Below are 26635 nucleotides of genomic sequence, written 5' to 3'. Positions count from 1 at the left end.
ACCCACCCGGACGGCATGCAAATCAAAATTACCCGCCAAGAAATCGGCCGCATTGTGGGCTGCTCGCGCGAGATGGTTGGGCGCGTACTCAAAACACTGGAAGAGCAAGGCCTGGTTTCAGTAAAAGGCAAGACCATGGTGGTCTTCGGAACCCGCTGACCAATGACCGTGCGCGCATTCGCAGTCTTGGCCCTGTTGGCAAGCCTGTTGTGGGGCTGCCAGCCTGATGCACCCGAAACCTGGCAACAGGTTAGCGGCTCTGTCGCGTTGCCCAGCGACGTGCAACTGCCTCCGCAAGCTCAACTCAGCGTGATTTTGGCGCGCCAAAATGCCGACGGCAGCTCGCCCACCGTGTTGGCAGAATTACGCCAACAAGCGCAAGCGCCCTTCGCTTTTTTACTGCAAAATTTGTCTCTGGACCCCAGCGCCCACAACCAGTATCGATTGCACGCACACATTGCCAACCCAGAGGGCAGCCTGTTGTGGCGCTCGGCCGAGGCCGTAATGCTGGGCCCAGATAACGCGCCGGTGCAGCTAGTACTGACTCAGGCGCAATCGCCCTCGCCAAGGCTGCTATTTTATCGCTGCGAAGGCGACGGCCTGAAAGTGGCGCTCGACGGCGACAGTGCCACCCTGTCCATTGCCGAGCACACCTACACGCTGACCCGCGTTCCCAGCGCCTCTGGCACCCACTACCAATCGGATGCCGCCAATTTTTGGAGTAAGGGTGACGAAGCGATTCTAACCTTAGCCGGCAGTGCCCAGCGCCACTGCATTGCTCAGCCCTTGGTACACCCCTGGGCGGAAGCCGCCTAAGATAGCGCTAACGTCAAGCCCTTGGGCTAGCACTGAGCCTCATCTACAGACTGCTGAGACGGTAGGTCGGGCTGCACAATGGGCAGCCGAAGCGTAAAGCAGCTGCCCTTGCCGGGCGCAGAGTCCACCAGAATTTCTCCACGGTGCATTTGAATAATGCCGTAGGACACCGACAGCCCAAGCCCCGTGCCCTCCCCCACCTGTTTAGTGGTAAAAAAAGGATCAAATATTTTACGCTGCACCTCCTGAGTCATACCCTCGCCGGTGTCGGCTACACTGAGCCACACCTCGCCGGCGGCATCATCCACGCCGGAGCGAACCGTAATCTTGCCAAAGCTTGTCATGGCTTGCCCGGCGTTAACCAAAAGGTTCAGCAGCACCTGGCTGATTTGCGGGCCGATGCATTGCACTGGCACCAGTTCGCCCAGCGCCAGCTCCACATCGCACTTGTATTTCAGTTCGTTGCTCACAATGTTCAAGCTCGAGCGCAGCAACTGATGCAAGTCCACCTGCTGCCAGGCCTTTTGCTCCGGGTGCGCAAACCCCTTAAGGTCGCTCACAATTTGTTTGACGTGCTCGACCCCTTGCAGGGATTCATTGATGATGTGGGTGCAATCTTCGCGCAGATAGTCCAGGTCTAAGCGCTGTTTAAGCAGTGCCAGATCGCGCGTAACTTCGCCTTCGGGTATCAGCGCCGTCACTTGCTCATAGGCCTCGAGCATACGCCACAAGTCGCCCAGGTAGGCCCGTAGAGTATCGAGATTAGAGTTGATATAACCCACGGGATTATTAATTTCATGGGCGACGCCGGCCGCCAGCTGACCCAGGCTGACCATTTTTTCGGCCTGGATAAGCTGTGCAGTGGCTTCTTGCAGGCGGGCATTGGCCGTTTGCAGCTCGCGAGTTCGCTCGCTCACACGCTGCTCGAGGTATTGTTCCCGATTGTGCAGCGCCAGGTGCGTGCGCACGCGGGCTAACAGTTCATCGCGGTTAAAAGGTGTAGACACATAATCCGCCGCGCCCAGATGAAAGGCGCGACTGATGGTGTTTGGCTCGTTGTCGGCACTCAGCACAATGACCGTCGGCGTGCGCATCAGCGCCAGCGAGGGAAGCTCCTCTAAAACCTCGAAGCCGGATTTTTGCGGCATGTTGAGATCCAGCAGTACCAGGTCTACCGGGCGCTCAGCCAACTGCTGCAAACACTCGATACCGTTTGCCGCCTCGTACACTTCGGGAAACTCATCTGCCAGAATATGTCGGACCAGCTTTCGATTGATGTCGTTGTCATCAACCAGAAGTATCGCCTGCGGCATTTGGCCTCACTCCATGCTGCCTTTAACCCCCACAGTTAAGCGCAGTTGAGGCGCCCGACGCAAGTCGCACTCCCCTTGGCAAAGAGCGAATGTCACCAGTATCTTCAACCATTTTGGCGCGCCAGCCGAATTACGGGCAAAAAAAAGCCCTCTAATCAAAGGAGGGCAAGGTCTTAGGGTGTTCGCGTCATCACTGTTACTGCTACTAGCCAGCGGTGCCCAAAGGGTCTTACCTGCGTAACTAGTGGGCCTGATTCGCGGCCAACAGTGGTGGAAAAGGCGGAAAACCCACTGCAAAACTTCGGGTTTTCCTAATAGAGCCCGGTCGTGTCTTCTTAACAACGACTACAACACAACCGGATTAACCAACTCACTACTACAAAGGGTCATCACATTCAGCTAACTGCCAGAGTACTACTGCCAAGCCCTAAGGCTGTTTTGGCGACTTCTCTCTGTGGCTTGAACATGTATCTATTGTACATTTTGTGTCTAACCTGTCAATCGTGACATTATATCATTTCGTTATGAATATACGTTACATCAATCATATAAGTCATTTAAGTCAGGCTAAAAGTTGGCTATATTTAGAAAGTTGCTCTGACCTTGGCAGATCTCGAATGACCGAAATTCAGGTACTTACCACCGGCGAAGCCGCTAAATTCTGTGGCGTAAACTTTCGCACCGTTATCCGGTGGATTGAGCGCGGTCGGCTGAAAGCCTATAAATTGCCCGGGCGTGGCGATCACCGTATCCAAACGCAAGACTTTGTGGTTTTTCTGCGCGAGAACAATATGCCCGTGCCACCGGAGCTCGTAGGCGCCAATAACCGGGTTTTGGTGATTGAAGACCAACCTGAAATGGCAGCCGCTATCAAGCGCACCCTCAAGCGCGCCGGTTACGATGTAGAGGTCGCCAAAGACGGTTTTATCGCCGGTACGCTACTCATGCGCCACAACCCGGCACTGGTCACTCTGGACCTGAAAATGCCGGGAATGGACGGCTACCAGGTACTTAACTTCATTCGCGAGCACGAAGACCACAACCAAGTGAAAGTGCTGGTGATCTCTGCGGAAACCCGAGAGGGACTGAGTCGCGCACTGACCTCCGGTGCCGACGACCTGCTACCCAAACCCTTTGACAACAACGAGCTTCTGAATAAAGTCAGCCAACTCATCGGCAATGGCCAGCCACTCGCGTCGCTAACAGAGGTGCCATGAGCAATCGCTGGCTCACATTTATCATTGGCTTTGGATGGGTGAATGTCGCGCTGTGTATTGCCGTGGCCCTGGCAGGCCTCGGCGGACCGACCGACTGGCTCCCGCTGCAAGGCCAGGGGCTTTGGTTCACCTTGGTACTTCAGCTAGCAGTTTCGGGAGCGCTTATTTTTGCCGCCGCTGAAAAACGTGCAGGCAACTTGCTGGGCATTAAAACCTTTCCGGCAACACTGGTGGCCTACGGATTGTTTTTATTAATGGCGTCGCGCTGGCTAAGCGACGCGGGCCTGATCAGCTAGGCGCGCAGCGCCGAGCCGCTCAGGCTGCCTCATCGGAATCGGCTGGCGGACAGCGAAACGTCTGCTTCACCTGATCATCGCACACCGACTCCAGTATCACATCGAACCCCCAAAGCCTGTGTACGTGCTTGAGTACCTCGTCTGTCGATGCCCCCATAGGCTTGCGATTGTGCTGGTAATGGCGCAGGGTCAAAGCGCGATCGCCGCGAACATCCACGTTGTAAACCTGTATATTCGGCTCGCGATTACCCAAATTGTAATTACCTGCCAAGGCTTCTCGAACATCCAGATAGCCCTGCTCGTCGTGAATCGCGTCTATTAGAATATCGCGCTCTTTATCATCGTCCACCACGGAAAACAATTTCAATTCGCGGATCAACTTCGGCGAGAGATACTGCAAGATAAAACTTTCGTCTTTGAAATTTCGCATGGCAAAGTCGAGCGCTTCCTGCCAGGGCTTACCCGCCAGATCGGGAAACCACTTGCGATCCTCTTCGGTTGGTGTCTCGCACATGCGGCGTATATCGCTCATCATACTGAACCCCAATGTGTAGGGGTTGATACCCGAATAATACTTGCTGTCAAACGGCGGCTGGTAAATAACACTGGTATGGCTCTGTAAAAACTCCATCATAAAACCGTCGGTTACGTAGCCCCGATCGTAGAGTGTATTTAACAGCGTGTAGTGCCAGAAGGTAGCCCAGCCTTCATTCATTACCTGCGTTTGCCGCTGAGGGTAGAAATACTGCGCTATTTTTCGCACAATGCGAACAACTTCCCGCTGCCAGGGTTCCAATAGCGGCGCGTTCTTCTCTATAAAATACAACAGGTTTTCCTGCGGCTCTGCGGGAAACCTTAGCTTTTCCTTCGCTGCCTGCTCGGACTCCATCACCGGAATAGTGCGCCACAGATCATTCACTTGTTGCTGAAGGTGCCGCGCTCGTTCCTCTTGTCGCTGAATTTCTTCCACGGCGGAGATAGGGTAAGGGCGCTTATAGCGATCTACACCGTGATTCATCAGGGCGTGACAGGAATCCAATATCCGTTCAACTTCATCAATGCCGTGACGGGACTCGCATTCAGCGATGTAATTTTTCGCAAACACCAAATAATCGATGATTGAATCGGCATCAGTCCAGGTGCGAAACAGGTAGTTCCCTTTGAAGAAAGAGTTGTGGCCATAACAGGCGTGCGCTATCACCAGCGCCTGCATGGTCATAGTATTCTCCTCCATGAGATACGCGATACAGGGATTGGAATTGATCACAATCTCGTAAGCCAGGCCCATCTGCCCGCGCCGATAGGAGTTTTCGGTATTCAAAAACTGCTTGCCGTAAGACCAGTGATTGTAACCTAGCGGCATACCCACCGAAGCGTAAGCATCCATCATCTGCTCAGAACTGATGACTTCTATCTGATTCGGATAGGTATCCAAGCCATACTCTTTCGCTATGGCTGAAATCTCCAGATCGTACTCTTTTATGAGTTCAAATGTCCATTCAGAACTGGTAGAAATAGGTCTATGCGTCATGGCCTTTCTTCTGAAAAAGTTCACGAAATACCGGATAGATATCCGCCGCGGTTTTTATTTGCTGCATGGCAAAAGCTTCAGATTGCGAGTCGGCTATTTTACTGTATTCCTCCCACAAGGCTTGGTGCTGCCTTGGGGTAATTTCGATATAGGCGAAGTACTGCGACTTTGGCAAGATATGGCTCAGCATAATATCCCGGCACACGCTGGAGTCGTCATTCCAATTGTCGCCATCACTGGCTTGCGCGCCATAAATATTCCATTCCGCGGGCGAATAGCGCTCATTAACCACTTCATCCATGAGCTTCAATGCGCTCGAAACGATGGTACCGCCAGTCTCTCGACTGTAAAAAAAATCCTGCTCATCCACTTCTTTGGCACTGGTATGGTGTCGAATAAACACCACTTCAGTACGTTCGTAATTGCGCTGCAAAAATAGATACAACAGTATAAAAAACCGCTTTGCCATATCTTTTGTTTCTTGCGTCATGGAGCCAGAAACATCCATTAAGCAAAACATCACAGCCTTGGACTTTGGAATTGGGTGCTTTACCAACAAATTATATTTCAGATCGAAATCATCCAGCCAGGGCACTTTTTTCAAGCGCGCGCGCAGGGTGGCAATTTCTGCCTCCAAACTTTCCACCGCCTTGTGATCGCGCAGCACTTCTTCTACTGCCATTAGTTCGGTAAGTTTGGCCTCGCACTCGCGCAGCTTACGGCGCTTTTGGCCGCCCAGGGCTATCCGGCGGGCATTGGCTGCTCGCAGCGTACGCACGATATTAATTCGCCCAGGATTGCCTTCATTTGCCACACCGGCACGATGAAATCGAAACTCCTCTGAACCGGCCAATTGACGCTTGACCAAATTAGGCAATTCCAGATCGTCAAACATGAAATCCAAAAATTCATCTTGCGTAATCTGAAAGACGAATTCGTCCATGCCCTCGCCTTGATCGCTGGCGCCTTCGCCTGAACCACCACCTCCGCCACCGCCCTGCGGGCGCGGCACGCGGTCGCCCGCACTAAACTCCTTGTTACCCGGATGCACGCGCTCATTGCGCCCACCCTGACCATGGTGGAATACGGGTTCACTGATGTCGCGCGTGGGAATACTGATTTTTTCACCGCGCTCCACATCGGTGATCGACCGATTATTGACAGCGTCAGAAACGGCCTTCTTGATGTGGTCGCGGTAGCGGCGCAAAAAGCGTTGGCGATTTACAGTGCTTTTGTTCTTCCCATTCAATCGACGATCGACGACATAACTCATTCGCTTACCTCGTTGACGATGGATTTATTGCGACTTGCGCACCCGTAAATACCAATCCGACAGCAGTCGAACCTGTTTCTCTGTGTAGCCTCGCTCGGTCATGCGCGCAACAAAGTCCTGGTGTTTCTTTTTGTCGTCGGCAGAGGCTTTGGCGTTAAAGGAAATTACTGGCAACAGGTCTTCAGTATTAGAGAACATTTTCTTCTCGATAACCGTGCGCAATTTTTCGTAGCTGCTCCAAAGCGGATTCTTTCCTTGATTGTTGGCCCGAGCGCGCAATACGAAATTCACCACCTCGTTTCTAAAATCTTTAGGATTGCTAATACCGGCAGGCTTTTCAATTTTCTCAAGCTCTTCATTGAGCGACGCCCTGTTGAGTATTTCGCCGGTTTCCGGGTCTCGATACTCCTGATCTTGAATCCAGAAATCGGCGTACAACACGTAGCGATCAAAAATATTCTGACCGTACTCGGTGTAGGATTCCAGATAGGCGGTTTGAATTTCTTTGCCAATAAAGTCCACATAGCGCGGCGCCAGGTATTCCTTGATAAACGACAAGTAGCGCTCGCGAATTTCAGGTTGAAACTGTTCCTGTTCTATGCGCTGCTCCAGCACATAGAGCAAATGCACTGGGTTCGCGGCTACCTCGGTTGGATCAAAATTAAACACCTTCGAGAGTATCTTAAAGGCAAAGCGCGTGGACAGACCGTTCATACCCTCGTCCACTCCAGCGCTGTCCTTATACTCCTGCATGGACTTGGCTTTGGGGTCGGTGTCCTTTAGATTTTCGCCGTCGTAGATACGCATTTTGGAAAACAGATTGGAGTTTTCAGGCTCTTTTAGGCGCGACAGGACGGTAAACTTCGCGAGCATGCTCAGGGTGTCGGGCGCACAGGGGTAGCCTTTCAAAGAGCTGTTCTGCAGCAACTTGTCGTAGATTTTTACTTCCTCCGATACGCGCAAGCAGTAGGGCACCTTCACGATGTACACGCGATCGATAAACGCCTCATTGTTTTTATTATTCTTGAAGGTTTGCCACTCCGATTCATTGGAGTGGGCTAACACAATCCCTTCAAAGGGTATCGCACCCAAGCCCTCGGTGGAGTTAAAGTTTCCCTCCTGCGTTGCGGTAAGCAAGGGGTGCAGCACCTTGATGGGCGCTTTAAACATTTCGACAAATTCCATCAGGCCCTGGTTAGCACGGCACAGGCCGCCAGAGAAGCTGTAGGCATCCGGGTCGTTCTGGGGAAACTCCTCCAGCTTGCGAATATCGACTTTACCCACCAGCGACGAAATGTCCTGATTATTTTCATCGCCAGGCTCCGTTTTGGTAATGGCGATTTGGTTAAGAATGGAGGGGTAGACTTTCACCACCTTAAACTGACTGATGTCGCCCTTAAACTCGTGCAGCCGCTTAGAGGCCCAGGGCGACATGATGGTTTTTATATAGCGTCGAGGAATACCGTAATCCTCTTCCAGTATGGCGCCGTCTTCATCGGGGTTAAACAGGCCCAAGGGCGACTCAAAGACCGGGGAGCCCTTAATGCAGTAAATGGGTTCCTGCTGCATCAGCGACTTGAGCTTTTCTGCAAGCGACGACTTACCGCCGCCTACGGGGCCCAACAGGTAAAGGATTTGCTTGCGCTCTTCCAAGCCTTGTGCCGCGTGTTTAAAGAACGAAACGATTTGCTCTATGGCCTCTTCCATGCCGTAGAACTCATCGAATACCGGGTATCGCTTAATGATTTTGTTGGAGAAAATGCGACTCAATCGTGAGTCTCTGGAAGTGTCCACTAACTCGGGCTCGCCGATGGCGGCCAACATTCGCTCCGCCGCTGTTGCGTAGGCGCGCTGATCTTTTTTGCAAAGATCGAGATACTCCTGAATAGTCAGCTCTTCCTGCTGTGTTGCTTCGTAGCGGTCCTGGTAATGGCTGAAAATACTCATCACATCGCTCCTTTACCTTGTAAGCCGATAAGCTTTTAAAATGCCTGTTTTAAATGCGTTTTATCACCCTTTAACTGGCCCACCGGTTTGTGCGCGGCGCCGTTGAAATTAACAATTCTGTATTAAGCATAGTCGCTTATTTGAGCCACCCACCAGCGCGCAGCCAAATATTTATTGATTTGACTAATTCGCGTGCCGATTGTTCAACTTACCAGCAAATCTAGCCGCCATGTCCACACCGCTAACGGCTCGCCGACGCTAAAGCTGTCCCCCTGAACCGAGAAAAGCCGTTACAATTGGCGCCAATTATTCAGCACAATAGGGAATGTTATGACGGTACTTGTCACTGGCGGCGCGGGCTTCATTGGCAGCCATACCTTGGTGGAATTGCTCGAGGCGGGGCGCCAGGTGGTGGTTGTCGACAACTTGTGCAATAGCCAGCGGCAAGCGCTGGCGCGTGTAGAGCAGATCACTGGAAAAAAAGTGACGTTTTATCAAGCAGATATCCGCAATGCCGCCGAGATGACCGCCATTTTTGAGCGCCACAGCATTGCGCAGGTGGTGCATTTCGCCGGTTTAAAAGCCGTGGGGGAGTCGGGGCAAATCCCCCTGGCCTACTACCAGAATAATGTTGCCGGCACCTTAACACTGCTGGAGGTGATGCAAACGCACGGGGTATTCGACCTGGTATTCAGCTCCTCGGCCACCGTGTACGCGCCCGATGCGCAAATGCCGCTGACCGAAACGGCGCCCCTTGGCGCCATCAATCCCTATGGGCGCACCAAATTGATGCTAGAGCAGATAATGCGTGACCTGGCCGCCAGCGACCCGCGCTGGCGTATTTGGCTGCTGCGCTACTTTAACCCCATCGGCGCCCACGCCAGCGGACTGATCGGCGAAGACCCGAACGGCATTCCCAACAATTTACTGCCCTATGTCGCCAAGGTGGCCATCGGCGCGCTGCCGGAGCTGCCGGTTTTCGGCGACGACTACCCCACCCCCGATGGCACCGGGGTGCGCGACTATATTCACGTGGTGGACTTGGCCCGCGGCCACCTACGGGCCCTGCAACACATGCCCACGGGCTGCGACGCCGTCAATTTGGGCACGGGTCAAGGCTACAGCGTGATGGAAGTGGTGGACGCCTATCGCGCCAGTAGCGGCGCGGCCATTCCTGTGGTTATTAAGCCCCGCCGAGCGGGCGATTTGGCCGTCTGCTTTGCCGAGCCGAGCCGCGCGGCTGACGTTATCCGCTGGTGCGCCGAGTACGATCTGGCCACTATGATCAGCGACAGCTGGCGCTGGACTCAGCAAAATCCCAAGGGCTACGCCCAGTAATACTCGGACACTAAGCCCCGCACTGCGTGTGAAACAGCGCCTGGTCCTCCAGGCGCAGCAGGGTTAGGCAACCGCCCCACACACAGCCGGTATCCAGCGCAAACACGTCGGCTTCGGCTACCTGCCCCTCCAGCGCCGCCCAGTGACCAAACAGGATTCGCTCGCCGGCGGATTTACGATTTTCCAGAGCGTACCAGGGTGCGAAGCCGTAGTTGACGGCGTGCGGGGCGGATTTATTCGCGAGATCCAGTTCGCCTTCGGGGCTGCAAAAACGCATGCGTGTGAAATAGTTAGTAATGACTCGCAAACGCTTCATGCCGCGCAATCCCTTACGCCACCCGGCTGGTTCGTTCCCGTACATGGCTTTCAGATAACGGCGATAGTCGCCGCTTTGCAGCACCGACTCCACCTCTGCTGCTCGCTTAATGGCCTTTTTTATCGACCACTGCGGCGGGATACCCGCGTGCACTAGAGTGTAGCCAAGGGCCTTGTCGCGATATATCAGCGGCTGCTTGCGCAACCAGGCTGTCAGAGCCGGCAGATCGGGGGCGCACAGCAGCGCAGTGAGCGTATCGCTATTTGAGGGCTTGCGGACGCCGGCCGCCACGGCCAGAAAATGCAGGTCGTGATTGCCCAATACCACCACTGCCGACTCGCCCAAGCCCTTGATAAATCGCAAGACTTCCAACGACTGAGGGCCGCGATTCACCAAGTCACCCGCCACCCATAAACGGTCCACACCTGGCTTAAAATTCACTTGCGCAAGCAAGGTCTGCAGCGGCTTAAAGCACCCCTGAATATCGCCTACGGCATAGGTTGCCATCAGTGCAGCGCGCCGGGCACAGCCAACACAAACAGCGCAATAGGGGCCTCAAAGGTGCGCCCATCATCGGTGCGAAATGTGTAGCTGCCCTCCATGGTGCCCGTGGGCGTTTTCAGTATGGCACCCGAGCTGTAGGTAAACTCGCCACCGGGCGCCAGCCTTGGCTGCTCCCCTATGACCCCGTCGCCGCGCACCTCCTCCTGCAGATTGTTGCCATCCACAATTTTCCAATGGCGGCGCAACAATTTAGCCGGTTCGCCACCGGCATTTTTAATGTGGATGGTATAGGCGAAGACAAAGCGTTTGGCCTTGGGATCGGATTGACCCGGCAGGTAGGTCGTTTTCACTTTAATTTGAATGTCGTGATTTGCCATGGCTGGTCCTAGGCTGAGCGGTTGGCCCGCAGGGTTACCAGGGTGTTGGCCAGGGCCACAAACTCTGGCACCGCGATGGTTTCCGGTCGGCGACTGGTATCAAAATCCAGCGCCTCAATTTCCTCTATATCCATGAGTTGCTTCAAGGTATTGCGCAAAGTTTTACGGCGCTGGGAAAAGGCCGCAGTGACCAACTCCTGTAATACGCCGTGATCGGTGGCCACCAATTCCGGTTCAGCCCTGGGTGTCAGGCGGACAATGGCCGAGTCCACTTTCGGGGCCGGCGAAAAGCACTGCGGCGGGACATCAAACAGGTATTCCACCTGACACCAATACTGCACCATTACCGTCAGACGTCCGTAGGATTTGGTGCCGGGCGCTGCGCCCATGCGCTGCACTACCTCTTTTTGCAGCATAAAATGCATGTCTTGCACCTGCCCCACAAAGCTGAGCAAATGAAAAATCAGCGGCGTCGAGATGTTGTAGGGCAAATTTCCCACAATGCGCAAGGGCTTGCCGGCCGCGGCCAAGGCCCCGAAATCCACCTTGAGCGCATCGGCGGCAATAATTTCAAAATCGGCAAAGCGCTCAAACTTGACCTTTAACCAGGGGATCAAGTCGCGATCCAATTCCACCACTTTGAGGTGCGGACAGCCCGCCAATAACAGCTCGGTGATCGCTCCCTTGCCCGGGCCAATCTCAACCAGTTGCTGCTGCTCAGTGGCCGACACCGCGCGTGCAATGCGCGCAATAATACCGTCGTCTATTAAAAAATTTTGGCCAAAGCGCTTGCGCGCCTTGTGGTAAAAGTCAGTCACTGTCTGTTCCCGTTGCCCGCACGGCCATGCGGGTCGCATAGTTGATGGCAGTCAATAAACTGCCGGGGTTCGCGCGCCCGGTTGCCGCCAAATCCAAGGCGGTACCGTGATCCACGGACGTGCGAATGTAGGGCAAGCCCAGGGTGATATTGACGGCCTCGCCAAAGCCTTTGTACTTGAGCACCGGTAAGCCCTGATCGTGGTACATCGCCAGGACCGCATCGGCTTTCGTCAAATATTTGGGCTGAAACAGCGTATCGGCCGGCAGCGGCCCGTCGAGCTGCCATCCCAGAGCGCGCAGCTCTGAGAGCACAGGGTTCAGGATCTCGATTTCTTCGCGTCCCAAATGCCCGCCTTCACCGGCGTGAGGATTTAAACCACACACCAAAATGCGAGGCTCGGCAATGCCAAATTGCCGCTGTAAATCGCTGCGCAGCGTCGTCAACACCCTGCGCAAAAGCGGTTGGGTAATTGCATCCGGTACTTGCCGCAAGGGTAGATGGGTTGTGGCCAAGGCCACGCGCAGGCCTTCGGTGGCGAGCATCATCACCACTTCGACACCCGCCTTTTGCGCAAGATATTCTGTGTGGCCGGTAAACGCAAAACCGGCATCGTTGATCACGCTCTTCTGCACAGGACCTGTCACCAGACCTTGCACCTTACCGGCGACGCACAGATCCACAGCGGTATCGAGCGTCTCCAGCACGTAGCCGCCATTGCCGGAATTCAATTGCCCCGCCACCACCGGCGCGCGCAAGGGCACCGGCACTAAAGACAGTTCGCCCGGTCCTTGCGGGCCGGGCCCCGCAAAGGGTGTTAGCTCAATGGTCAAGTCCAGCGACTGGGCGCGCGCGCGCAACAGATCTGGATCGGCTACCACCACCCAGTGGGCGCTCCTGGACTGCTGCGCGGCTTGCAACAAAATGTCGGGGCCGATACCGGCGGGTTCGCCGGGCGTGATGACAAAAGTCGGTTGCACCTTAGAGTTTCAATTCCACATAAGCTTCGTCGCGAATTTCCTGCAGCCAAACCTGCAGTTCCTCTTCAAAGCGTCGGCTGCGCAGCAGATTGGCGGCCTGATTTTTGATCATGGTATCGCTCATATCCTGCTTGCGGCGCTCTAGCACTTGCAAAATGTGCCAACCAAACTGACTCCGAAACGGCTGGCTGATTTCACCGGGCGCCATCTGTCCCATGGTTTCCTCAAACTCCGGCACAAACTGGCCCGGATTGGCCCAGCCCAAGTCACCGCCCTGCAGCGCTGAACCCAGGTCTTCGGAGTTTTCCTTGGCCAGCTCGGCGAAGTCCGCACCGTTGAGAATTTGATCGCGCAGCGCCACCAGGCGATCAAAGGCCTCGGTGTCGTTGATGATTTCGCTGGTTTTAATCAATATGTGACGAGCTTTGGTTTGCTCGATCAGCACCTCGCCACCACCGCGTTGATCAAACAGCTTGATCATGTGAAAGCCCGCGCCGCTGCGAAAGGGTTCGGTGACGTCGCCCACAGATAAACCCACCACTTTATCGGCAAACAGAGTGGGTAGCTGGGCCAGTTTACGCCATCCCAGATCGCCGCCCTCGAGCGCATTTTGACCGGCCGAGTTCGCCACCGCTAAACGCCGGAAATCGGCGCCCGCCAATGCTTCGGCGCGAATTGCCTGGGCCTTCTCCTCCAGCTGTGCAATTTCCTGATCGGTGCTGCCCGACGGCACGGCGATTAAAATATGCCCCAACTGGTAATCGGGCGAGGTCCAAAACTTGCCCTCGGTGGAATTCAAGAAATTTTGAATTTCAGATTCCGTTACCTGAATGCGGCGATTCACACTGCCTTGCTGTACCTGCCGCACTAGCATTTCGCGCCGCAAATCCTCGCGCAGCTCCGCCAGGCTCATGCCTTCACTGGCCAAGCTCTGGGCAAATTGCTCGGGCGTCATTTTATTGGATACGCGTATGCGCTCGATCATTTGCTCCAGTTCTGCCGCGGGCACTTTCGCACCGGCGCGCCGGGCCATTTGCAGTTGAATTTGCTCGTTCACCAGGTGATCCAAAACCTGCGATCGCAATATATCTTCGGGCGGCAGCTCCGTGTTGGAGGCCTGCAACTTGGCGGCAATGGCGCGCAGCTTGGCATTCAGCTCGCTCTCCATCACCACGCCTTCATCTACCACCGCGACCACGCGGTCTAAGGATTGCACCTCGGCCTGCAGCGCGGGCGCGAATACCGTCAGGGCCAACAAAGCCATCACACATTTTTTATTAAAATACTTCATTCTCATACCGTTAAGGTTCGTATTGTGGGCGCTGGTCAAAGCCAATAATGCCCTCTGTCAGCATTTGGTCTAAGCGACGCCCCAGGCTACCTAAGCCCTTGAGTTGGAACTCGAAGAAGATACCACGATCGAGATCCAAATTAGAGGGGCCCACGGCGCCCAGGTCGCGGCTGTCAGTCCAGCGGCGCCCGATAATGCGCATGCGGTAGCAGCAGTTGTTGTACTCCACTCCGGCGAAGGAGTCGATTTCGCGGTTTAACGCCAAATCGTAGAAACTGCGCGCCACCAGATTCCAATCTTCCGCCACGGGCCACACCACACCAATATCTGTTTGATTGATACTGGTGTCATAAAGTTCACCCGTTTCTGCGTCTATTGCCTCGCCGCCCCGCCGATAGCGGTAGCCAATATTAAAAATCTGCCCTTGAGGGCTGAGGTAGCGCAGGCTGGTACTGCCCTGGGTGGGCTTGTAGTTTTCCTGCGAATAGGCGACGTCCAGTGCGTAGCGCCAGTGATCGCCGATGAGCGCGCCAATTTGTCCGGCCACTTCCGAGCGGGGCGAGGTTGCCGGCGCGCCGCTCAAGGTCACGCGGCGATCGCCGGCATAAAATATCTGGCCTATGCTGAGTTTCAGGCGTTCAACGCCTGAGGCTGTTTCGAAAAAGCGGGTGCTTAACCCCACTGACAGCTGGTCGGCATCGTCGATGCGGTCGCCGCCGTTAAAGCGCGATTCGCGAAAGAGCTGGTCGTAGCTGAAGGTAATTTCCGAGGTGTCAAACTGCACCGAGCGATTTTTTGGGCTGATGCCGTACAAATCGCTGTGATCCTGCTCTGGGCTTTTAAAGTAAAACAGGCGCGGTTCAAACGTCTGCAGGTAAGCGTGTTCAAACAGGCTGCCCTCGCGCTCGAAAAACAGGCCTGCGTCAAGGCTGGCCTGGGCGCCGGTGATGGCGGGCGCGGCATTGGCGCCCGCCTTTAATGTATCTTCGTCGAGCGTGTACTGCAGGTGTTTGAGCAGCAGCGCAGGGCGGAAGAAGCCCCACAGTGATTCGGCTCGCCAGCCCAAGCGGTAGTCCAGTCGCAGGCGATCGCCCAAGATGCGCGGATCATCTGGCGCGGCGTCATCGGCATCCCAATAGGTCTCGCTGTGGCCAAACTGGGTGTACTGATTGTTCAGCTGCAAGCTCACCTCGCCCCAGGTGTATTCGCCGTTGGCATCGAGCCTGGGTAGCTGGCGGTAGGGTTCGGTGCCAAAGGTACTCACGCTTTGGTAGGCCTCGGCCTTAATGCCCAACGTCCAGTTGGGCAATCGGTAGCCCAGCTGGCCGCTTTGACGCAGGTGCGTGCGCGCGCTGGTTTCCAGCGAGCCCACATCCAAATCCCGCAGGTAATCCACGTCGCTCACTTCGGTATAGTCGATTGAGCTGTGCCAGGCCTGCCCGCGGCCACCCACCTGCTGTAAGTCCACCAGCCAGCGGTCTTTACCCTTGTAGGGCGTAACCTCGTCCTGACTGATTTCGCCGGCGTCGGCGCGCTTTTGCAGGGATTCGTTGTTGCCCCCTTTATCGTCCGACAAATAGGCTCCGCCCAGCTCAGTGCTAAACAGCGAGGACAAGTGGCGCGCCTGGCCCTCTAACCCCAGGCCTCGGTGCTGCATGTAGCGCGGGGTCAACGTCAGATCGTAGTTTGGTGCCAAATTCAGATAGACGGGCTGGGCGTATTCGAAGCCGTTGCGGTTATCCATGGCCACGGTGGGGAACAACAACCCGGTCATGCGCTGATCGGTGGCAGGAAAGCGAAAATAAGGGGCGTAAAAAACCGGCACATCGCCCAGTTCCAGACGCATATTGCGGGCTTCACCCTGTCCGCTCTCGGTATCGATATCGATCTGCTCGCCGCGAATCAGCCAGGTGTTATCGCCCGGCGCACACATGGTGAAACTGCCATCCACCAGGCGGTAAACATCTTCGCCCGGTTGCGCACCGCGGTGCTGCGACAGGGTTTGCGCCTGGCCGCGCAGGTGGGCTTCATGCATGACGAACGCGGTATTGGTGAGCGAAGCCTGCCCTTGGCTTTCATCCAGCGCCAGGCGATCGGCAAACAGCACCACGCCCGGTTCGCGCACCACTACGTGACCTTCGATATCGGCGGTTTGCTGGGCCTGATCGTACACCGCCCGATCGGCACTCAGCGTGCGATAACCCTGCACCACGCGTACATTGCCCGACAATTCAGCCTGGGTTTCGCGCAGCCACCGACTGTTGTCGGCACTGGCCCGTACCGGCGCTTCATCGGGCTTGAGCAGGCGATCGGCATCGGTGCGCTCAGGCGCCACATAGGCGCCCGGACAACCGGGCCTGCAGCGCTTTAGCTGTGCCGGGGTGAGCTGGGCTCTGGGCACCCAATCCAGCGTCGCGCGGCCGCGTTCGTGGGCCAGCTCGGCGCTGGCAAACATGTCGCCGTCGGCGCCGCTTTCGTAGGGCGCAGACTGCGCCCAAACCGCCGCAGGCCACAGCAGCGCGGCCGCAATGGCGGCACTCACGGGATGAGGTGTAAATGGGAGCGTCAAGGTAATGCCTTTGTTAAATCGACTGCTTGTGCCAGCCCCGGAAGGCGGCGAACCAAGCGACGGATTCTACTGCAAAGCCGGGACCAATTGGAAAGAAAACCCTCTGCAACACACAGGAGGCGACGCAATAAGGGCTTTATCCGCCGGCCCGAATCTGGAATCATGTGGCCTTTTTCACCTTGGGGATAGCCTTTGACCGCCGCCAAAGAATTACAACAATGGGCTCACGCCACGCTGGCTGACAAAGGCTGGCTACCCGCTGCGCCGCTGCAATTGGCCCAGGTGCCAGGCGACGCCGGCTTCAGACACTACTTCCGCCTCAATACCCAGCCAACGCTGTTGGCGGTTGAAGCACCGCCCACCACCGAAAAAAATGAAGTCTTTGTGTACCTTGCCAAGCTGCTGCGCCAGCAGGGCCTGCACGCTCCCGAAGTCTATGCGGCGGACTTCGAACAGGGTTACCTGCTCATCGAAGACCTGGGCGACGACCAACTGTTGAGCCGGCTAAATGCCGACACGGCCCACTGCCTGTACGGCGAAGTCATCACCGATCTGCTCAGGTTGCAGCAAATTCCCACCAAGGGCCTGGAGCTGCCGGACTACGACCAACCGCTGTTGCGCCAGGAGTTGACCCTGTTTGAAGATTGGTTTGCACCCAAACTCCTGGGCTACACACTGACTGCCGAAGACCAAAGGCTGCTGCACGACGTATTCCAACGCCTGGAGCAACAAGCGGCCGACCAACCGCAAGTGCTGGTACACAGGGACTTTCACTCGCGCAACCTGATTATCCGAGACGGGTTGGCACCCGGCATTGTGGACTTTCAGGACAGCGTGGTGGGCCCTATCACCTACGACCTAGTGTCGCTGTTGCGCGATTGCTATATCCGCTGGCCCGTGGACCAGGTGGAGCGCTGGGCCCTCGCCTACGGCAACATGGCGGTGGAAGTGGGGCTGATGCGCCCGGTCACCCAGGAAACTTTCCTGCGCTGGTTTGACTGGATGGGCCTACAGCGCCATCTAAAAGTACTGGGCATTTTTGCCCGCCTGCACCTGCGCGACGGCAAGGACGGCTACCTGCAAAACCTGCCGCTGACCATTCGCTACACCCTCGAAGTGGCCGAGGCCTACCCGGAGCTGTTGCCCTTTGCCGACTGGTTTCGCGATCGCCTGCTGCCGCTGGCCAAACAGCAGGCCTGGTACACCGACTACCGCCAAGCCGGTAAGCCGTGAAGGCCATTGTCTTCGCCGCCGGCAAGGGCGAGCGCATGCGCCCGCTCACCGATCGCACCCCCAAGCCGCTGCTGCAGGTGCAAGGCATTGCACTCATAGACCACCATTTATCGAAACTCGCGCAAGCGGGCTTTACCCAGGTTATGATCAACCTCGCCTACCTGGGCCACCTGATCCGCGCCCATTGCGGCACAGGCGAACGCTATGGGCTGACCCTTAGCTATTCCGAAGAGGGGCCAGAGCCGCTGGAGACGGGTGGTGCGCTCAACCACTGCCTGGCCTGGTTTGACGCCCAGCCCTTTGCCATGGTCTCGGCCGATGTGTACAGCAACCTGGATTATCGGCTATTGGCCGAAGCCACGGGCCGACTGACCAAGAGCGCCATGCAGGCAGAGCTGATCCTGACCCACAACCCCGAGCATCACCCGGAAGGCGATTTTGGCCTCGATCAAGGGCGCTTGAGTCGCGACCTGTCGCCGCGCTTTACCTACACGGGCCTGGGCTGTGCCAAACCGTCAATGATCGAGGCGTTCCCCGGTCGCCAACGGCGCTTCCCCCTGCGCGACGCCCTGAATTTCTGGCTTGAGCGGGACAGGGTAGGCGGCCAACTCTTTGCGGGCCAGTGGACCGATGTGGGCACACCGGCGCGGCTTGCCGCCCTGCAAGGCCTTGACAGTTAGGTAAAAAGTCTGAAAAATCTGGCGCCTAAATTATCATAATTACATCCAAGGACGAACCATGCGAAGGGATTGCCTACAGAAACTCGGCCTGTTGCTGTGTCCTATCCTGCTGTTGACCGCCTGCGCTACCAGCTCTACCAAAAACATCAAACCGATCACCGCCCCCGATAGCAACTACTTTGCCGACCCGGAAGAGCGCGAGTTGTTTGACGAAGCCGAGCGCTTGCATAATGACATGGTGCGCAAAGGGCTGATCTACCGAGAATCCGAGCTCAGCCGCTATATCAACGACTTAGCACAGCGTATTCAACCCGAGCGCGTTAAGCAGTCCTTTGAGTTGCGCTATTTTGTGGTGCGCGACCCCTCGATCAATGCCTTTGCCCTACCCAACGGCAACATGTACTTGAACATCGGCTTGCTCAATCGCCTGGAAACAGAATCGCAACTGGCGTTTGTAATGGCTCACGAAGCGGCCCACGTCATCGAACGCCACAGCTTTAAATCGAAAATTAGCCGACGCAACGATATAGTCACCGCCCATTTAACGGATTTTTTACTGGCCGGTACCGGGCTGTCCTATCTGGCGGCCGTGAGTAATATCGCCAGTTACAGCCGCGAGCTGGAAACCGAGGCAGATCACAAGGCGTTGACGTTTTTAAACAACACCCACTACGACCTTGATTCGGTGGTGCGCACCTTCGAACAGTTAAACGAAGTCAAGCACGAAAAAACTCAAGCCTCCATTTGGGCCAGTCACCCCGATGCGCGCAAGCGCAAACAGGCCGCCCTGGATTACATTGCAACCCTGCCAGCTGCGCCAGAGAACAGCCCAATAGCAGACCCTAGCCGGGACGCAACCTTTGAGCGTTTTCGCTTTCAACTCACCGAAAACACCGTAAAGATGCGGCTGCGCCTGCGTCAATATCAACTGGCCCAAGAAACCTGTGAAGCCGCCATTGCTAGACAGGGTGACAGCGCACTGCTGCACGCCTACCTGGGCGACAGTTTCCGGCTGCGCGCAAAAAACCCCTTGGCCAGCGCCCAGGAACAGGCTTGGTTGTACGACATCGAGCTCAAAGACGCCAAAGAGCAAGTGGCCACACAGACAACCAAATTTATTGCCAGTGCTGAGGCCCACTATCAGAAAGCACTCGATATCGAGTTGAATAACGCCCTGGCTTTACGCGGCTTGGGCCTGCTTGCCATCGATACCGACGAGCCCAACAAAGCCAAAACACACCTGCAAGCCTACCTGCAACACAGCGATATAAAAGACCGACGCTACATAGAAAGTATCGTCAAAAAACTATAAACCACCTAAGGAAGCCAACATGAAAAAATTGGGAATTCTGGCCATTCTGTGCCTGTTTACCGTTGCCTGCGCACAACACACCTCTGTGCGCCAACACGAAAGCTACGCCGAACTGGCACGCGATATCAGCTCGGTGGTCATCGTGCCGCCCGAAGTAGAAATTGAGCTGATTGCCTTCGACGGCGACAACGAAAAACTCACCGATGACCAGGAGCGGATCAGCGCAGAAATCACCGAGCTCGCGCGCCAACGCCTCACCGAAGAAGGTTTGACCGTGATTGATTTCGATATTGCCCTCGCGATGGCCGAAGACGAAGAGTTTGCCTATAACGTCACCCAGTGCACCGAAGCTTGGAACTCTGCCAAAGCCGAGCTCTACGCCACCGGCTTGGTGAGCGAAGATAAAAAGAGCAGTTTTCAAACAACGCTGGGGCCTGTGGTAAACGCCATTGCCGAGAAAACCGGTGCGGAATCCATTTTGCTCATGCGCTACAACGGCGCTAAAAAATCCGCCGGCATGATCGCCAAGGACGTGGGCACCAGCATTCTGATTGGCGTACTCACCGCCGGTGCCGTTGTGCCGGTACAAGCCACAGAAGGCGCCAGCATCGACGTGGCGCTGATTGAAACCACCGAAGGCAAAGTGGTTTGGTCAAACCGCAAAGCGCTGCAATCGGTCGACAGCAGCCTTGCCAAAATGGCCCTGCATGAACTGCCCGATGTGGAATGGGAAAACGAGCTGGCCGCCAAAACCGAGTCCGTGCCCGTCGTGGCTGAAGCCGATGCTGTCGTTGCCGACGCCAAAGCCGCAAAAGATGCCGTCGATACTACAGCACCAAACGCTGACGCAGCGCTTTCTGCGCCGACCAGCACCGACCTGCCCCCCGAAGCCAACGCGCTGCAACAGCCGTAGCTAACCGGCGCCCGCCGCCGCTGCAAGCCCACCCTAGGGTGGGTCTTGCAACACCTGCGCATTATCCACCTTCACGCCCTTGGCGTGCTTTTCCAGAAAGCCGCGCACCCGTTTGGCCAGGCGTGCCAAGCCCGGTTCATAGGCGGGCAACTGCACCGGCTGATATACCGCCGTGCCGGCCCGACGCGCGGCCTCTTGACGCGCCTGTGCGGCGGCCAATAACGCCACGTCGTCCACCACTTGAATGTCCAGCACCGGTCGATCGCCCGAAGTCACCATGGCTACCACGTCGCCTGTCTCTGCTCCAAGCGAGTGGTGCGCATCAATCAGCACCAGCGCCCGAAATCCCTCGCCGTCCATGGCGGCCAGCAACCGCGCCGCGCGCACCGCGCCGCCGCCCTCGGCCAACAGCGCCAGGTTGAACTGACCCTTGCCGTGCAAGTAACCCACAGCCTGGGCCAACCGCTGGTCCACCTGTGTGGCGGCCGGCACTTTAGACGCGGCGAGCGTCGGCTCGAGCGCTGGCAGCTGATCCATTTCCGCCACCGAGGCCACTTCACCGGTGGCGTCGTTAAAGACTTCCTCGGTCTCTGGGCGCGCTTCGGCGGCGCCTTCAGCAGCTTCTTCCATGGCTCCGCCAGCGGGCGCTACGGGATCACTGGGGGCCCCAGCGGTCGTTGTCGTCAACGCCTCTCTGGCAGGTGGCGACTGCCGATCGGCCGGCGGCAGTGTCACCACCAGGGTGGTCCAGCCGTGCTCGGGCAAGGCCAGGCGCAATGCCTGTATGCGCTCGGGCCAGGTGGGATTGCGATCCTGATCCTGCACCAGCAGCACTGCGCCCGAGGGACTGGCGCTGATGGCGGCCTGGTACAGGCCCAGCACCCGCTGGTCGCCTATATCGAACCACACCACCTGATCGGAAGGTACCGCTTGGGCCAAGAGCGCCATTTCCCGCGCTTCGCGGCTGGCATAGCGGGGTGTTTCAACCGCCGGTACCGTCGTCGATTCGGGCGCTTCGGCGGTGGCAGCCGGTGCATCAGACGGCTGCGCCTGCACGCAGGAAACACCACTCAGAACTATCACCCAGCCCGCTAGAACCCAGCTTGCGCCTTTAATCACTGTGGACGTTCTCCCCTTGATTTTACGATTCACAAAGCAGAGTTTAGCCGCTCTGGGCCGGCACCCTTGAATTGGATTGCTGCGTGGCGCGGCACTTGGGTCGCGGCCGGCGGTTGCGTACAATGGCCGGCAACCGCGGCCACAGGCCCACGACCTCAACCGATTGCCGAGTAATTCCATGAGCCAGTTTTTGATTGCCCCCTCGATTTTATCTGCCGATCTCGCCCGCCTGGGTGACGATGTGGCCCAGGTATTAGCAGCGGGGGCCGACGTGGTGCACTTTGACGTGATGGACAACCACTATGTGCCCAACCTGACCTTTGGTCCCATGGTGTGTAAAGCGCTGCGCAACTACGGCATTACCGCACCCATCGATGTGCACCTGATGGTGGAGCCGGTGGACGATCTTATCGTGCAATTTGCCGATGCCGGCGCCACCTACATTACCTTCCATCCAGAGGCCTCGCGCCACGTCGACCGCTCGCTGCAGTTGATTATCGACAAGGGCTGTAAACCGGGCCTGGTATTGAACCCGGCGACGCCGGTGGACATTGTTAAACCGGTGCTGCACAAGCTCGATATGTTGTTGCTCATGTCTGTAAACCCAGGCTTTGGCGGACAGAAATTTATTCCGCAAACTCTGGATAAGCTGCGCGAGGCGCGCAGTTTGATCGACCACAGCGAGTTTGACATCCGCCTGGAAATCGACGGCGGCGTGACGCCCGCTAACATTGCCGATATTGCCCGCGCCGGCGCCGATACCTTTGTGGCCGGCTCGGCGATCTTCGGCGCCGACTCCTACCAGTCGGCCATCGACGCCATGCGCAAGGCGTTAGCCGAGCGATAATTTCAGTCAACCGTTTGCACCGCAATAGGTTTCAGAACTCCACCGGCCCTCGGGCCGGCACTAAGGCGGACCATGACCCCACTGCAACAGCTTTTTAACGGCCAGCTACCGGCCCTTGTCATGTTTGATCTCGACGGTACGCTCGTCGATTCCGCACCCGACATCGCCATCGCCACCGACACCATGCTGCGCGCTCTGGGTCAGCCGGAGGCCGGTGAAGCGCGGGTGCGCGGCTGGGTGGGCAATGGCGCCGCTACCCTGGTTGCCAGAGCCCTGGCGCACGCAGGCCTCGATAACGGTCTACAAGCTCAAGCAATGACTCTTTGGCGGGCGGCTTACACCCTGTGCTGCACGCGCGAAACCCGGCTCTACCCAGGCGTGCGGCCGTTCTTACAGCAGCTGCAATCCGCCGCCGTACCCCTGGTGTTAACGACCAATAAACCCGTGCAATTCGCCCGCCCCATCATCGAACACCTGGGCATCGCGCAGTTCTTTGAGACGGTCTATGGCGGCGAGTGCGTGGCTCAGAAAAAGCCCGCCCCCGACATGCTGCTAGCGGCGCTGCAAGATGCCGGCGTCGCGCCGGCCCAGGCCCTGATGGTGGGCGACTCGGCCGCCGACATAGGCGCGGCGCGCGCCGCGCAGGTGGCGGTGGTTGCCGTCAGTTACGGCTACGACAACGGCGCACCGGTGGCAACGCTCAAGCCCGATAGACTTGTGGACGACCTTCGCGCGCTGCTGGCTGATTGAGCGCGCGACCGGCAACCCGCAATGCCTCTCATTGCGCCGAGCGCTGGATATTTTGCCCAGCGTCCTTGCGCGAACCCACCAGGGCCTCGGGCTATCGAGACCGCCACTACTCGTCGATGGGCGGCGTGAGCTCGGCCATAATCCAGTTGTCCCACACATTCCAGCGCCGCTGATGGCCCTCGGGACGCTGGCCGCGAATCCAGTAATCGGTAAGTTTTTCGATGGTGCCATCGTTGCGGCGAATATCTAACCACTGGCGCATGAACAACACGAACGCCAGGTCGTTGCTGGCCACGGGCATGGCCATAGGTACCGGCGGCAGGGCCGGTTGAGGCACCACGACGCCGTACTCCGGGTACAGCAGTGTCCAGGCAGAGGCGCCGGCCGCACCAAAAATAATGGCGTCTAGCTCGGGCTTTTCGCCCCGGACAAAGGTGCGCGGCGAGGCAATCTCCTCTACCCGCCAATTTGGCAGTGCGGTGCGCAGTGAGCCCGTCAGATAATAGGCATTGGGCACGCCCAGATGCAGTCGCTGACTGCTGCCAATAGCCTGCCATTCGCGCAACTGCGCGCGCTTGTCTTTGCGCACCAACAGTGCCAAGTTTTCATTAAAGTGCGGCGGCGCCAGGGTGTAATCGGCAATGGCAGAAGCCGTCATTGCCACGCCGGCGGCCATGTCCAAGTAGTGCGCATCCAGTAGTCGTTTCACATCGCGCCGATAGACTCGCACAAACTCCACTCGCACCCCCAAATCCCGGGCCAGTTGGTGCCAGAGTTCAATGTCGAGCCCCACCAATTGTCCCTGCTGGTTGTGAAAGGCATAGGGCAACCAGTCGCGGTAGTAACCCACGCGCAATAGGCCGCGATTGGCAATACGCTCTAAGCTATTGCTGATGGTTTCCTGTGGCCGCTGATGGGGAACCTCCATTAAATTGCGGGACGGCGCCGGCGGCAGCAACAGCTCGCGTTTGATAAATTCATCGTAGGCGGTGTACTCGCTGCCCACAGCCTTGTACAGGTAGCGCAGCGAATAGGACATGGCCGTCACCAACACCAAGCCCACCACGGCAAAACGCACCACGGCAAAGGTGTGCCAGCGCCATTTGCGATCGACGCCCGCGGCCACCAATATCGCCAGCACCACCACAAACATAACCGACACCATCGCGCCCAGGCGATTCGAGATAATGTTTTCGGTGATCAAAAATAATTCAAACACTTCGGCCGGAATTTTATGGGCCTGCAACAGCGAGGGCACGGCCGCAATACTCGAGCCAAATAAATTCACCACGCCGGTCAGCAGCAGTTCGGGATAGTCCACCAACGCGATAGGTTCGCCACTGAACCAGCCGGCAAATAACACAAACAACAGCGCCATTAGCTTGCCTGCCACCGGCAGCGAAAAAGCGGCCGGCACCACCACCTCAACGAGGTTTGACTGGGGCGATTGGGTTTCGTAGGAGCGCAAAAACAATTTGCGGGTGTTTTCGGCAATGATGGGCAACACGATGAATAGATTGCCGGTGGCAAAAGCCGTTATCAGCGCTTCTTTACTCGCGTCAATCACCTCGCTGTAGCGAAACTTGGTCAGTGTTTTAACCAGCATGGGAAACACCCAAAAGGTCAACACCAAACTCAACAGCGTCAATGTCACCAGGTACACGTACAAGCCCTTGAGCGCATCGATATCCAGTGTACCCGCCGCACTGCCGGCAATGGCGAAGACGCCTATTGGCGCGGTCTTCATCACCAACGATGCCATTTCGCCAATGGCCTCTTGCAGTGAATTGACCACTTTCAGAAATTCGTCCTTGCTACTCAGGCGCAACAGCGCCATCCCCAACAACAGGGCAAACACCACCACTGCGGGAATCGTGCCCGCACCCAGAGCGTGAAAAATATTCGACGGTAAAAAACTGGCGATAAAATCAAAATGCTGAGCCGGCTCTAGCATCGAGGGACTGAAATAGGACGCCGATTGCCACTCGGGAAACGACAGGCTGGCAATCGCAATTAACACCAGGGTCACGCCCCAGAGCATGGCGATCACCAGGGCTCCGTAGCGCGCCAGGGCCTGGGCCTGATTGCGCCTAAGCGCCCCCACCGCAGATACCAGCGACACTAAAATGTACGGCAGTACGGTCATCTGCAACAAACCCAGGAAAATCTCCCCCACCAGGTCCAACTGGGTCATACGCTCGCCAAAAAACAGGCCCGCCACCAGCCCCAAGACTAAGCCCACCACGATTTTGCTAGAAAGCGACATACCGCTGTCATCCATGCCAAGTATAAAAGCGCTAATTATCGACCAAAGATCCGCACTTTGGTATTGCCAGCCTCCCTAAGCGTGGTGGCGGTAGGCAAGGCGCGCGCTTTTCAGTACACTAGCGCCCCAAAATCACCAGACAATCTCCGGAGCACCCAGTGCCATTGGACAAGTTGTTGGAACATTCCCGTCGGGCGCAAAGCCTGCGATGGCGTCGCTGAGACACATTTCAGCCAATTGAAACGTGGGTGCCTCTACGCCCGCACGCTATCGACTGTCAGCTGTACCACTACCGCTGCCAACACAAAAGGATTGCCAATGACTCCGGATCAATTTGATCAACTCTGCCTGCAAGGCTACAACCGTATCCCGCTAACCCGCGAGCTGTTAGCCGATTTGGATACGCCCCTGTCAAGCTACCTGAAGTTTGCCAAGGGCCCCTATTCCTATTTGCTAGAATCGGTGCAGGGCGGCGAAAAGTGGGGCCGCTACTCCATTATCGGATTGCCGGCCCGCCAATTGCTGCGGGTGCACGGCGATACCATTCAGGTGGAACTGGACGGCAAAATCATCGAGAGCCACCAGTCCGCCGACCCACTGGCCTTTGTGGACGATTACAAAACCCGCTTTAAGGCGCCGGAACTGGACGGGCTGCCGCGCTTTAACGGCGGCTTGGTGGGTTATTTTGGCTACGACTGCGTGCGCTATGTGGAGCCCAAACTCAAAGCCAGTCAGCCCGACGACGTCATCGGCACGCCCGACATTTTGCTGATGGTGTCGGATGAATTGTTGGTATTCGACAACCTGGCCGGCAAATTGATTCTGATCGTGCACGCCGACGGTAAATCCGCCGATGGCTATCGACGGGCACAGGCCCGCCTGGACCAGCTGGAGCAGCGCCTGGCGGAGTCGGCGCCGGCCACTGCCCCC

Annotated in this window: 23 protein-coding genes and 1 pseudogene; 12 read left to right on the top strand and 12 right to left on the bottom strand. The window is 56.9% G+C overall.

Annotated features, from left to right (window positions below; translation table 11 throughout):
• Together ACW8F6_RS16065 and ACW8F6_RS16060 are read left to right on the top strand one after the other, a co-directional pair.
• On the top strand, positions 1–159 hold a 159-nt coding region (locus ACW8F6_RS16065), incomplete at its 5' end, for a helix-turn-helix domain-containing protein (protein ID WP_491576896.1).
• 3 nt (positions 160–162) lie between these two features.
• Positions 163–816 (top strand): MliC family protein, encoded by a 654-nt coding sequence (locus tag ACW8F6_RS16060; protein WP_491576895.1) that lies wholly within the window; start codon positions 163–165, stop codon positions 814–816.
• Positions 817–842: 26 nt separating this feature from the next.
• On the opposite strand, the gene ACW8F6_RS16055 is transcribed toward ACW8F6_RS16060, so the two are convergent.
• Positions 843–2129: a sensor histidine kinase gene (locus ACW8F6_RS16055; protein WP_491576894.1), complete on the bottom strand. Its 1287-nt coding sequence runs from the start codon at positions 2127–2129 to the stop codon at positions 843–845.
• A gap of 617 nt (positions 2130–2746) precedes the next feature.
• Here ACW8F6_RS16055 and ACW8F6_RS16050 point away from each other — a divergent pair.
• A complete protein-coding gene (locus ACW8F6_RS16050) occupies positions 2747–3346 on the top strand; it encodes a response regulator (RefSeq protein WP_491576893.1) in 600 nt (199 codons plus the stop codon).
• Entirely contained in the window at positions 3343–3642 is a 300-nt protein-coding gene (locus ACW8F6_RS16045) for a hypothetical protein (protein WP_491576892.1), read from the top strand. The genes ACW8F6_RS16050 and ACW8F6_RS16045 overlap by 4 nt, the downstream gene beginning before the upstream one ends.
• Before the next feature lie 19 nt (positions 3643–3661).
• Here ACW8F6_RS16045 and ACW8F6_RS16040 read toward each other — a convergent pair whose 3' ends face one another.
• The 3 genes from ACW8F6_RS16040 to ACW8F6_RS16030 are packed head-to-tail and all read right to left on the bottom strand — an operon-like array spanning position 3662 to position 8393.
• A complete protein-coding gene (locus ACW8F6_RS16040) occupies positions 3662–5173 on the bottom strand; it encodes a SpoVR family protein (protein ID WP_491576891.1) in 1512 nt (503 codons plus the stop codon).
• Positions 5163–6446 (bottom strand): YeaH/YhbH family protein, encoded by a 1284-nt coding sequence (locus ACW8F6_RS16035; RefSeq protein WP_491576890.1) that lies wholly within the window; start codon positions 6444–6446, stop codon positions 5163–5165. The genes ACW8F6_RS16040 and ACW8F6_RS16035 overlap by 11 nt, the downstream gene beginning before the upstream one ends.
• 24 nt (positions 6447–6470) lie before the next feature.
• The gene (locus tag ACW8F6_RS16030; RefSeq protein WP_491576889.1) at positions 6471–8393 is read right to left on the bottom strand and encodes a PrkA family serine protein kinase; all 1923 of its coding nucleotides are present in this window, start codon (positions 8391–8393) and stop codon (positions 6471–6473) included.
• Between the two features lie 330 nt (positions 8394–8723).
• On the opposite strand from ACW8F6_RS16030, the gene galE reads away from it, so the two are divergent.
• Entirely contained in the window at positions 8724–9731 is a 1008-nt protein-coding gene (galE, locus tag ACW8F6_RS16025) for a UDP-glucose 4-epimerase GalE (RefSeq protein ID WP_491576888.1), read from the top strand.
• Positions 9732–9741: 10 nt separating this feature from the next.
• On the opposite strand, the gene ACW8F6_RS16020 is transcribed toward galE, so the two are convergent.
• The 6 genes from ACW8F6_RS16020 to ACW8F6_RS15995 are packed head-to-tail and all read right to left on the bottom strand — an operon-like array spanning position 9742 to position 16585.
• Positions 9742–10554: a symmetrical bis(5'-nucleosyl)-tetraphosphatase gene (locus tag ACW8F6_RS16020; RefSeq protein ID WP_491576887.1), complete on the bottom strand. Its 813-nt coding sequence runs from the start codon at positions 10552–10554 to the stop codon at positions 9742–9744.
• Positions 10554–10928 (bottom strand): Co2+/Mg2+ efflux protein ApaG, encoded by a 375-nt coding sequence (gene apaG, locus ACW8F6_RS16015; protein ID WP_491576886.1) that lies wholly within the window; start codon positions 10926–10928, stop codon positions 10554–10556. The genes ACW8F6_RS16020 and apaG overlap by 1 nt, the downstream gene beginning before the upstream one ends.
• An 8-nt stretch (positions 10929–10936) precedes the next feature.
• Positions 10937–11785, bottom strand: a complete 849-nt coding sequence (gene rsmA, locus ACW8F6_RS16010) for a 16S rRNA (adenine(1518)-N(6)/adenine(1519)-N(6))-dimethyltransferase RsmA (protein ID WP_491576885.1) — start codon at positions 11783–11785, stop codon at positions 10937–10939.
• Positions 11739–12725, bottom strand: a complete 987-nt coding sequence (gene pdxA, locus ACW8F6_RS16005) for a 4-hydroxythreonine-4-phosphate dehydrogenase PdxA (RefSeq protein ID WP_491576884.1) — start codon at positions 12723–12725, stop codon at positions 11739–11741. Before pdxA ends, rsmA begins: the two co-directional genes overlap by 47 nt.
• A gap of 1 nt (position 12726) precedes the next feature.
• A complete protein-coding gene (locus tag ACW8F6_RS16000) occupies positions 12727–14016 on the bottom strand; it encodes a peptidylprolyl isomerase (RefSeq protein WP_491576883.1) in 1290 nt (429 codons plus the stop codon).
• Positions 14017–14026: 10 nt separating this feature from the next.
• Positions 14027–16585: an LPS-assembly protein LptD gene (locus ACW8F6_RS15995; RefSeq protein WP_491576882.1), complete on the bottom strand. Its 2559-nt coding sequence runs from the start codon at positions 16583–16585 to the stop codon at positions 14027–14029.
• Positions 16586–16777: 192 nt separating this feature from the next.
• Here ACW8F6_RS15995 and ACW8F6_RS15990 point away from each other — a divergent pair, with 192 nt between their 5' ends.
• Genes ACW8F6_RS15990 through ACW8F6_RS15975 form a run of 4 tightly spaced genes read left to right on the top strand, consistent with a single transcriptional unit; the run spans position 16778 to position 20723 of the window.
• Entirely contained in the window at positions 16778–17818 is a 1041-nt protein-coding gene (locus ACW8F6_RS15990; RefSeq protein WP_491576881.1) for an aminoglycoside phosphotransferase family protein, read from the top strand.
• Positions 17815–18498 carry a nucleotidyltransferase family protein gene (locus tag ACW8F6_RS15985; RefSeq protein WP_491576880.1) on the top strand — a complete coding sequence of 228 codons (684 nt, stop codon included), beginning with the start codon at positions 17815–17817 and terminating at the stop codon, positions 18496–18498. Before ACW8F6_RS15990 ends, ACW8F6_RS15985 begins: the two co-directional genes overlap by 4 nt.
• A gap of 58 nt (positions 18499–18556) precedes the next feature.
• The gene (locus tag ACW8F6_RS15980; protein ID WP_491576879.1) at positions 18557–19810 is read left to right on the top strand and encodes a M48 family metallopeptidase; all 1254 of its coding nucleotides are present in this window, start codon (positions 18557–18559) and stop codon (positions 19808–19810) included.
• Positions 19811–19829: 19 nt separating this feature from the next.
• A complete protein-coding gene (locus ACW8F6_RS15975; RefSeq protein WP_491576878.1) occupies positions 19830–20723 on the top strand; it encodes a hypothetical protein in 894 nt (297 codons plus the stop codon).
• A 33-nt stretch (positions 20724–20756) separates the two neighbouring features.
• On the opposite strand, the gene ACW8F6_RS15970 is transcribed toward ACW8F6_RS15975, so the two are convergent.
• Positions 20757–21842 (bottom strand): DUF3530 family protein, encoded by a 1086-nt coding sequence (locus tag ACW8F6_RS15970; protein WP_491576877.1) that lies wholly within the window; start codon positions 21840–21842, stop codon positions 20757–20759.
• A gap of 178 nt (positions 21843–22020) precedes the next feature.
• Here ACW8F6_RS15970 and rpe point away from each other — a divergent pair, with 178 nt between their 5' ends.
• Positions 22021–22689, top strand: coding sequence for a ribulose-phosphate 3-epimerase (gene rpe, locus ACW8F6_RS15965; protein WP_491576876.1), 669 nt, complete (start codon positions 22021–22023; stop codon positions 22687–22689).
• Positions 22690–22761: 72 nt separating this feature from the next.
• A complete protein-coding gene (locus ACW8F6_RS15960) occupies positions 22762–23439 on the top strand; it encodes a phosphoglycolate phosphatase (protein WP_491576875.1) in 678 nt (225 codons plus the stop codon).
• Positions 23440–23545: 106 nt separating this feature from the next.
• Here ACW8F6_RS15960 and ACW8F6_RS15955 read toward each other — a convergent pair whose 3' ends face one another.
• Complete coding sequence (locus ACW8F6_RS15955) at positions 23546–25705, bottom strand: cation:dicarboxylate symporter family transporter (RefSeq protein ID WP_491576874.1); 2160 nt, start codon at positions 25703–25705, stop codon at positions 23546–23548.
• Between the two features lie 318 nt (positions 25706–26023).
• On the opposite strand from ACW8F6_RS15955, the pseudogene ACW8F6_RS15950 reads away from it, so the two are divergent.
• Positions 26024–26635 (top strand): annotated as a pseudogene (locus tag ACW8F6_RS15950) (anthranilate synthase component I); the annotation flags it as partial.

It is taken from the genome of Simiduia sp. (assembly GCF_058345725.1).
The sequence above is the reverse complement of the archived record's forward strand: the minus strand, read 5'-3'. Positions and strand labels throughout refer to the sequence as shown.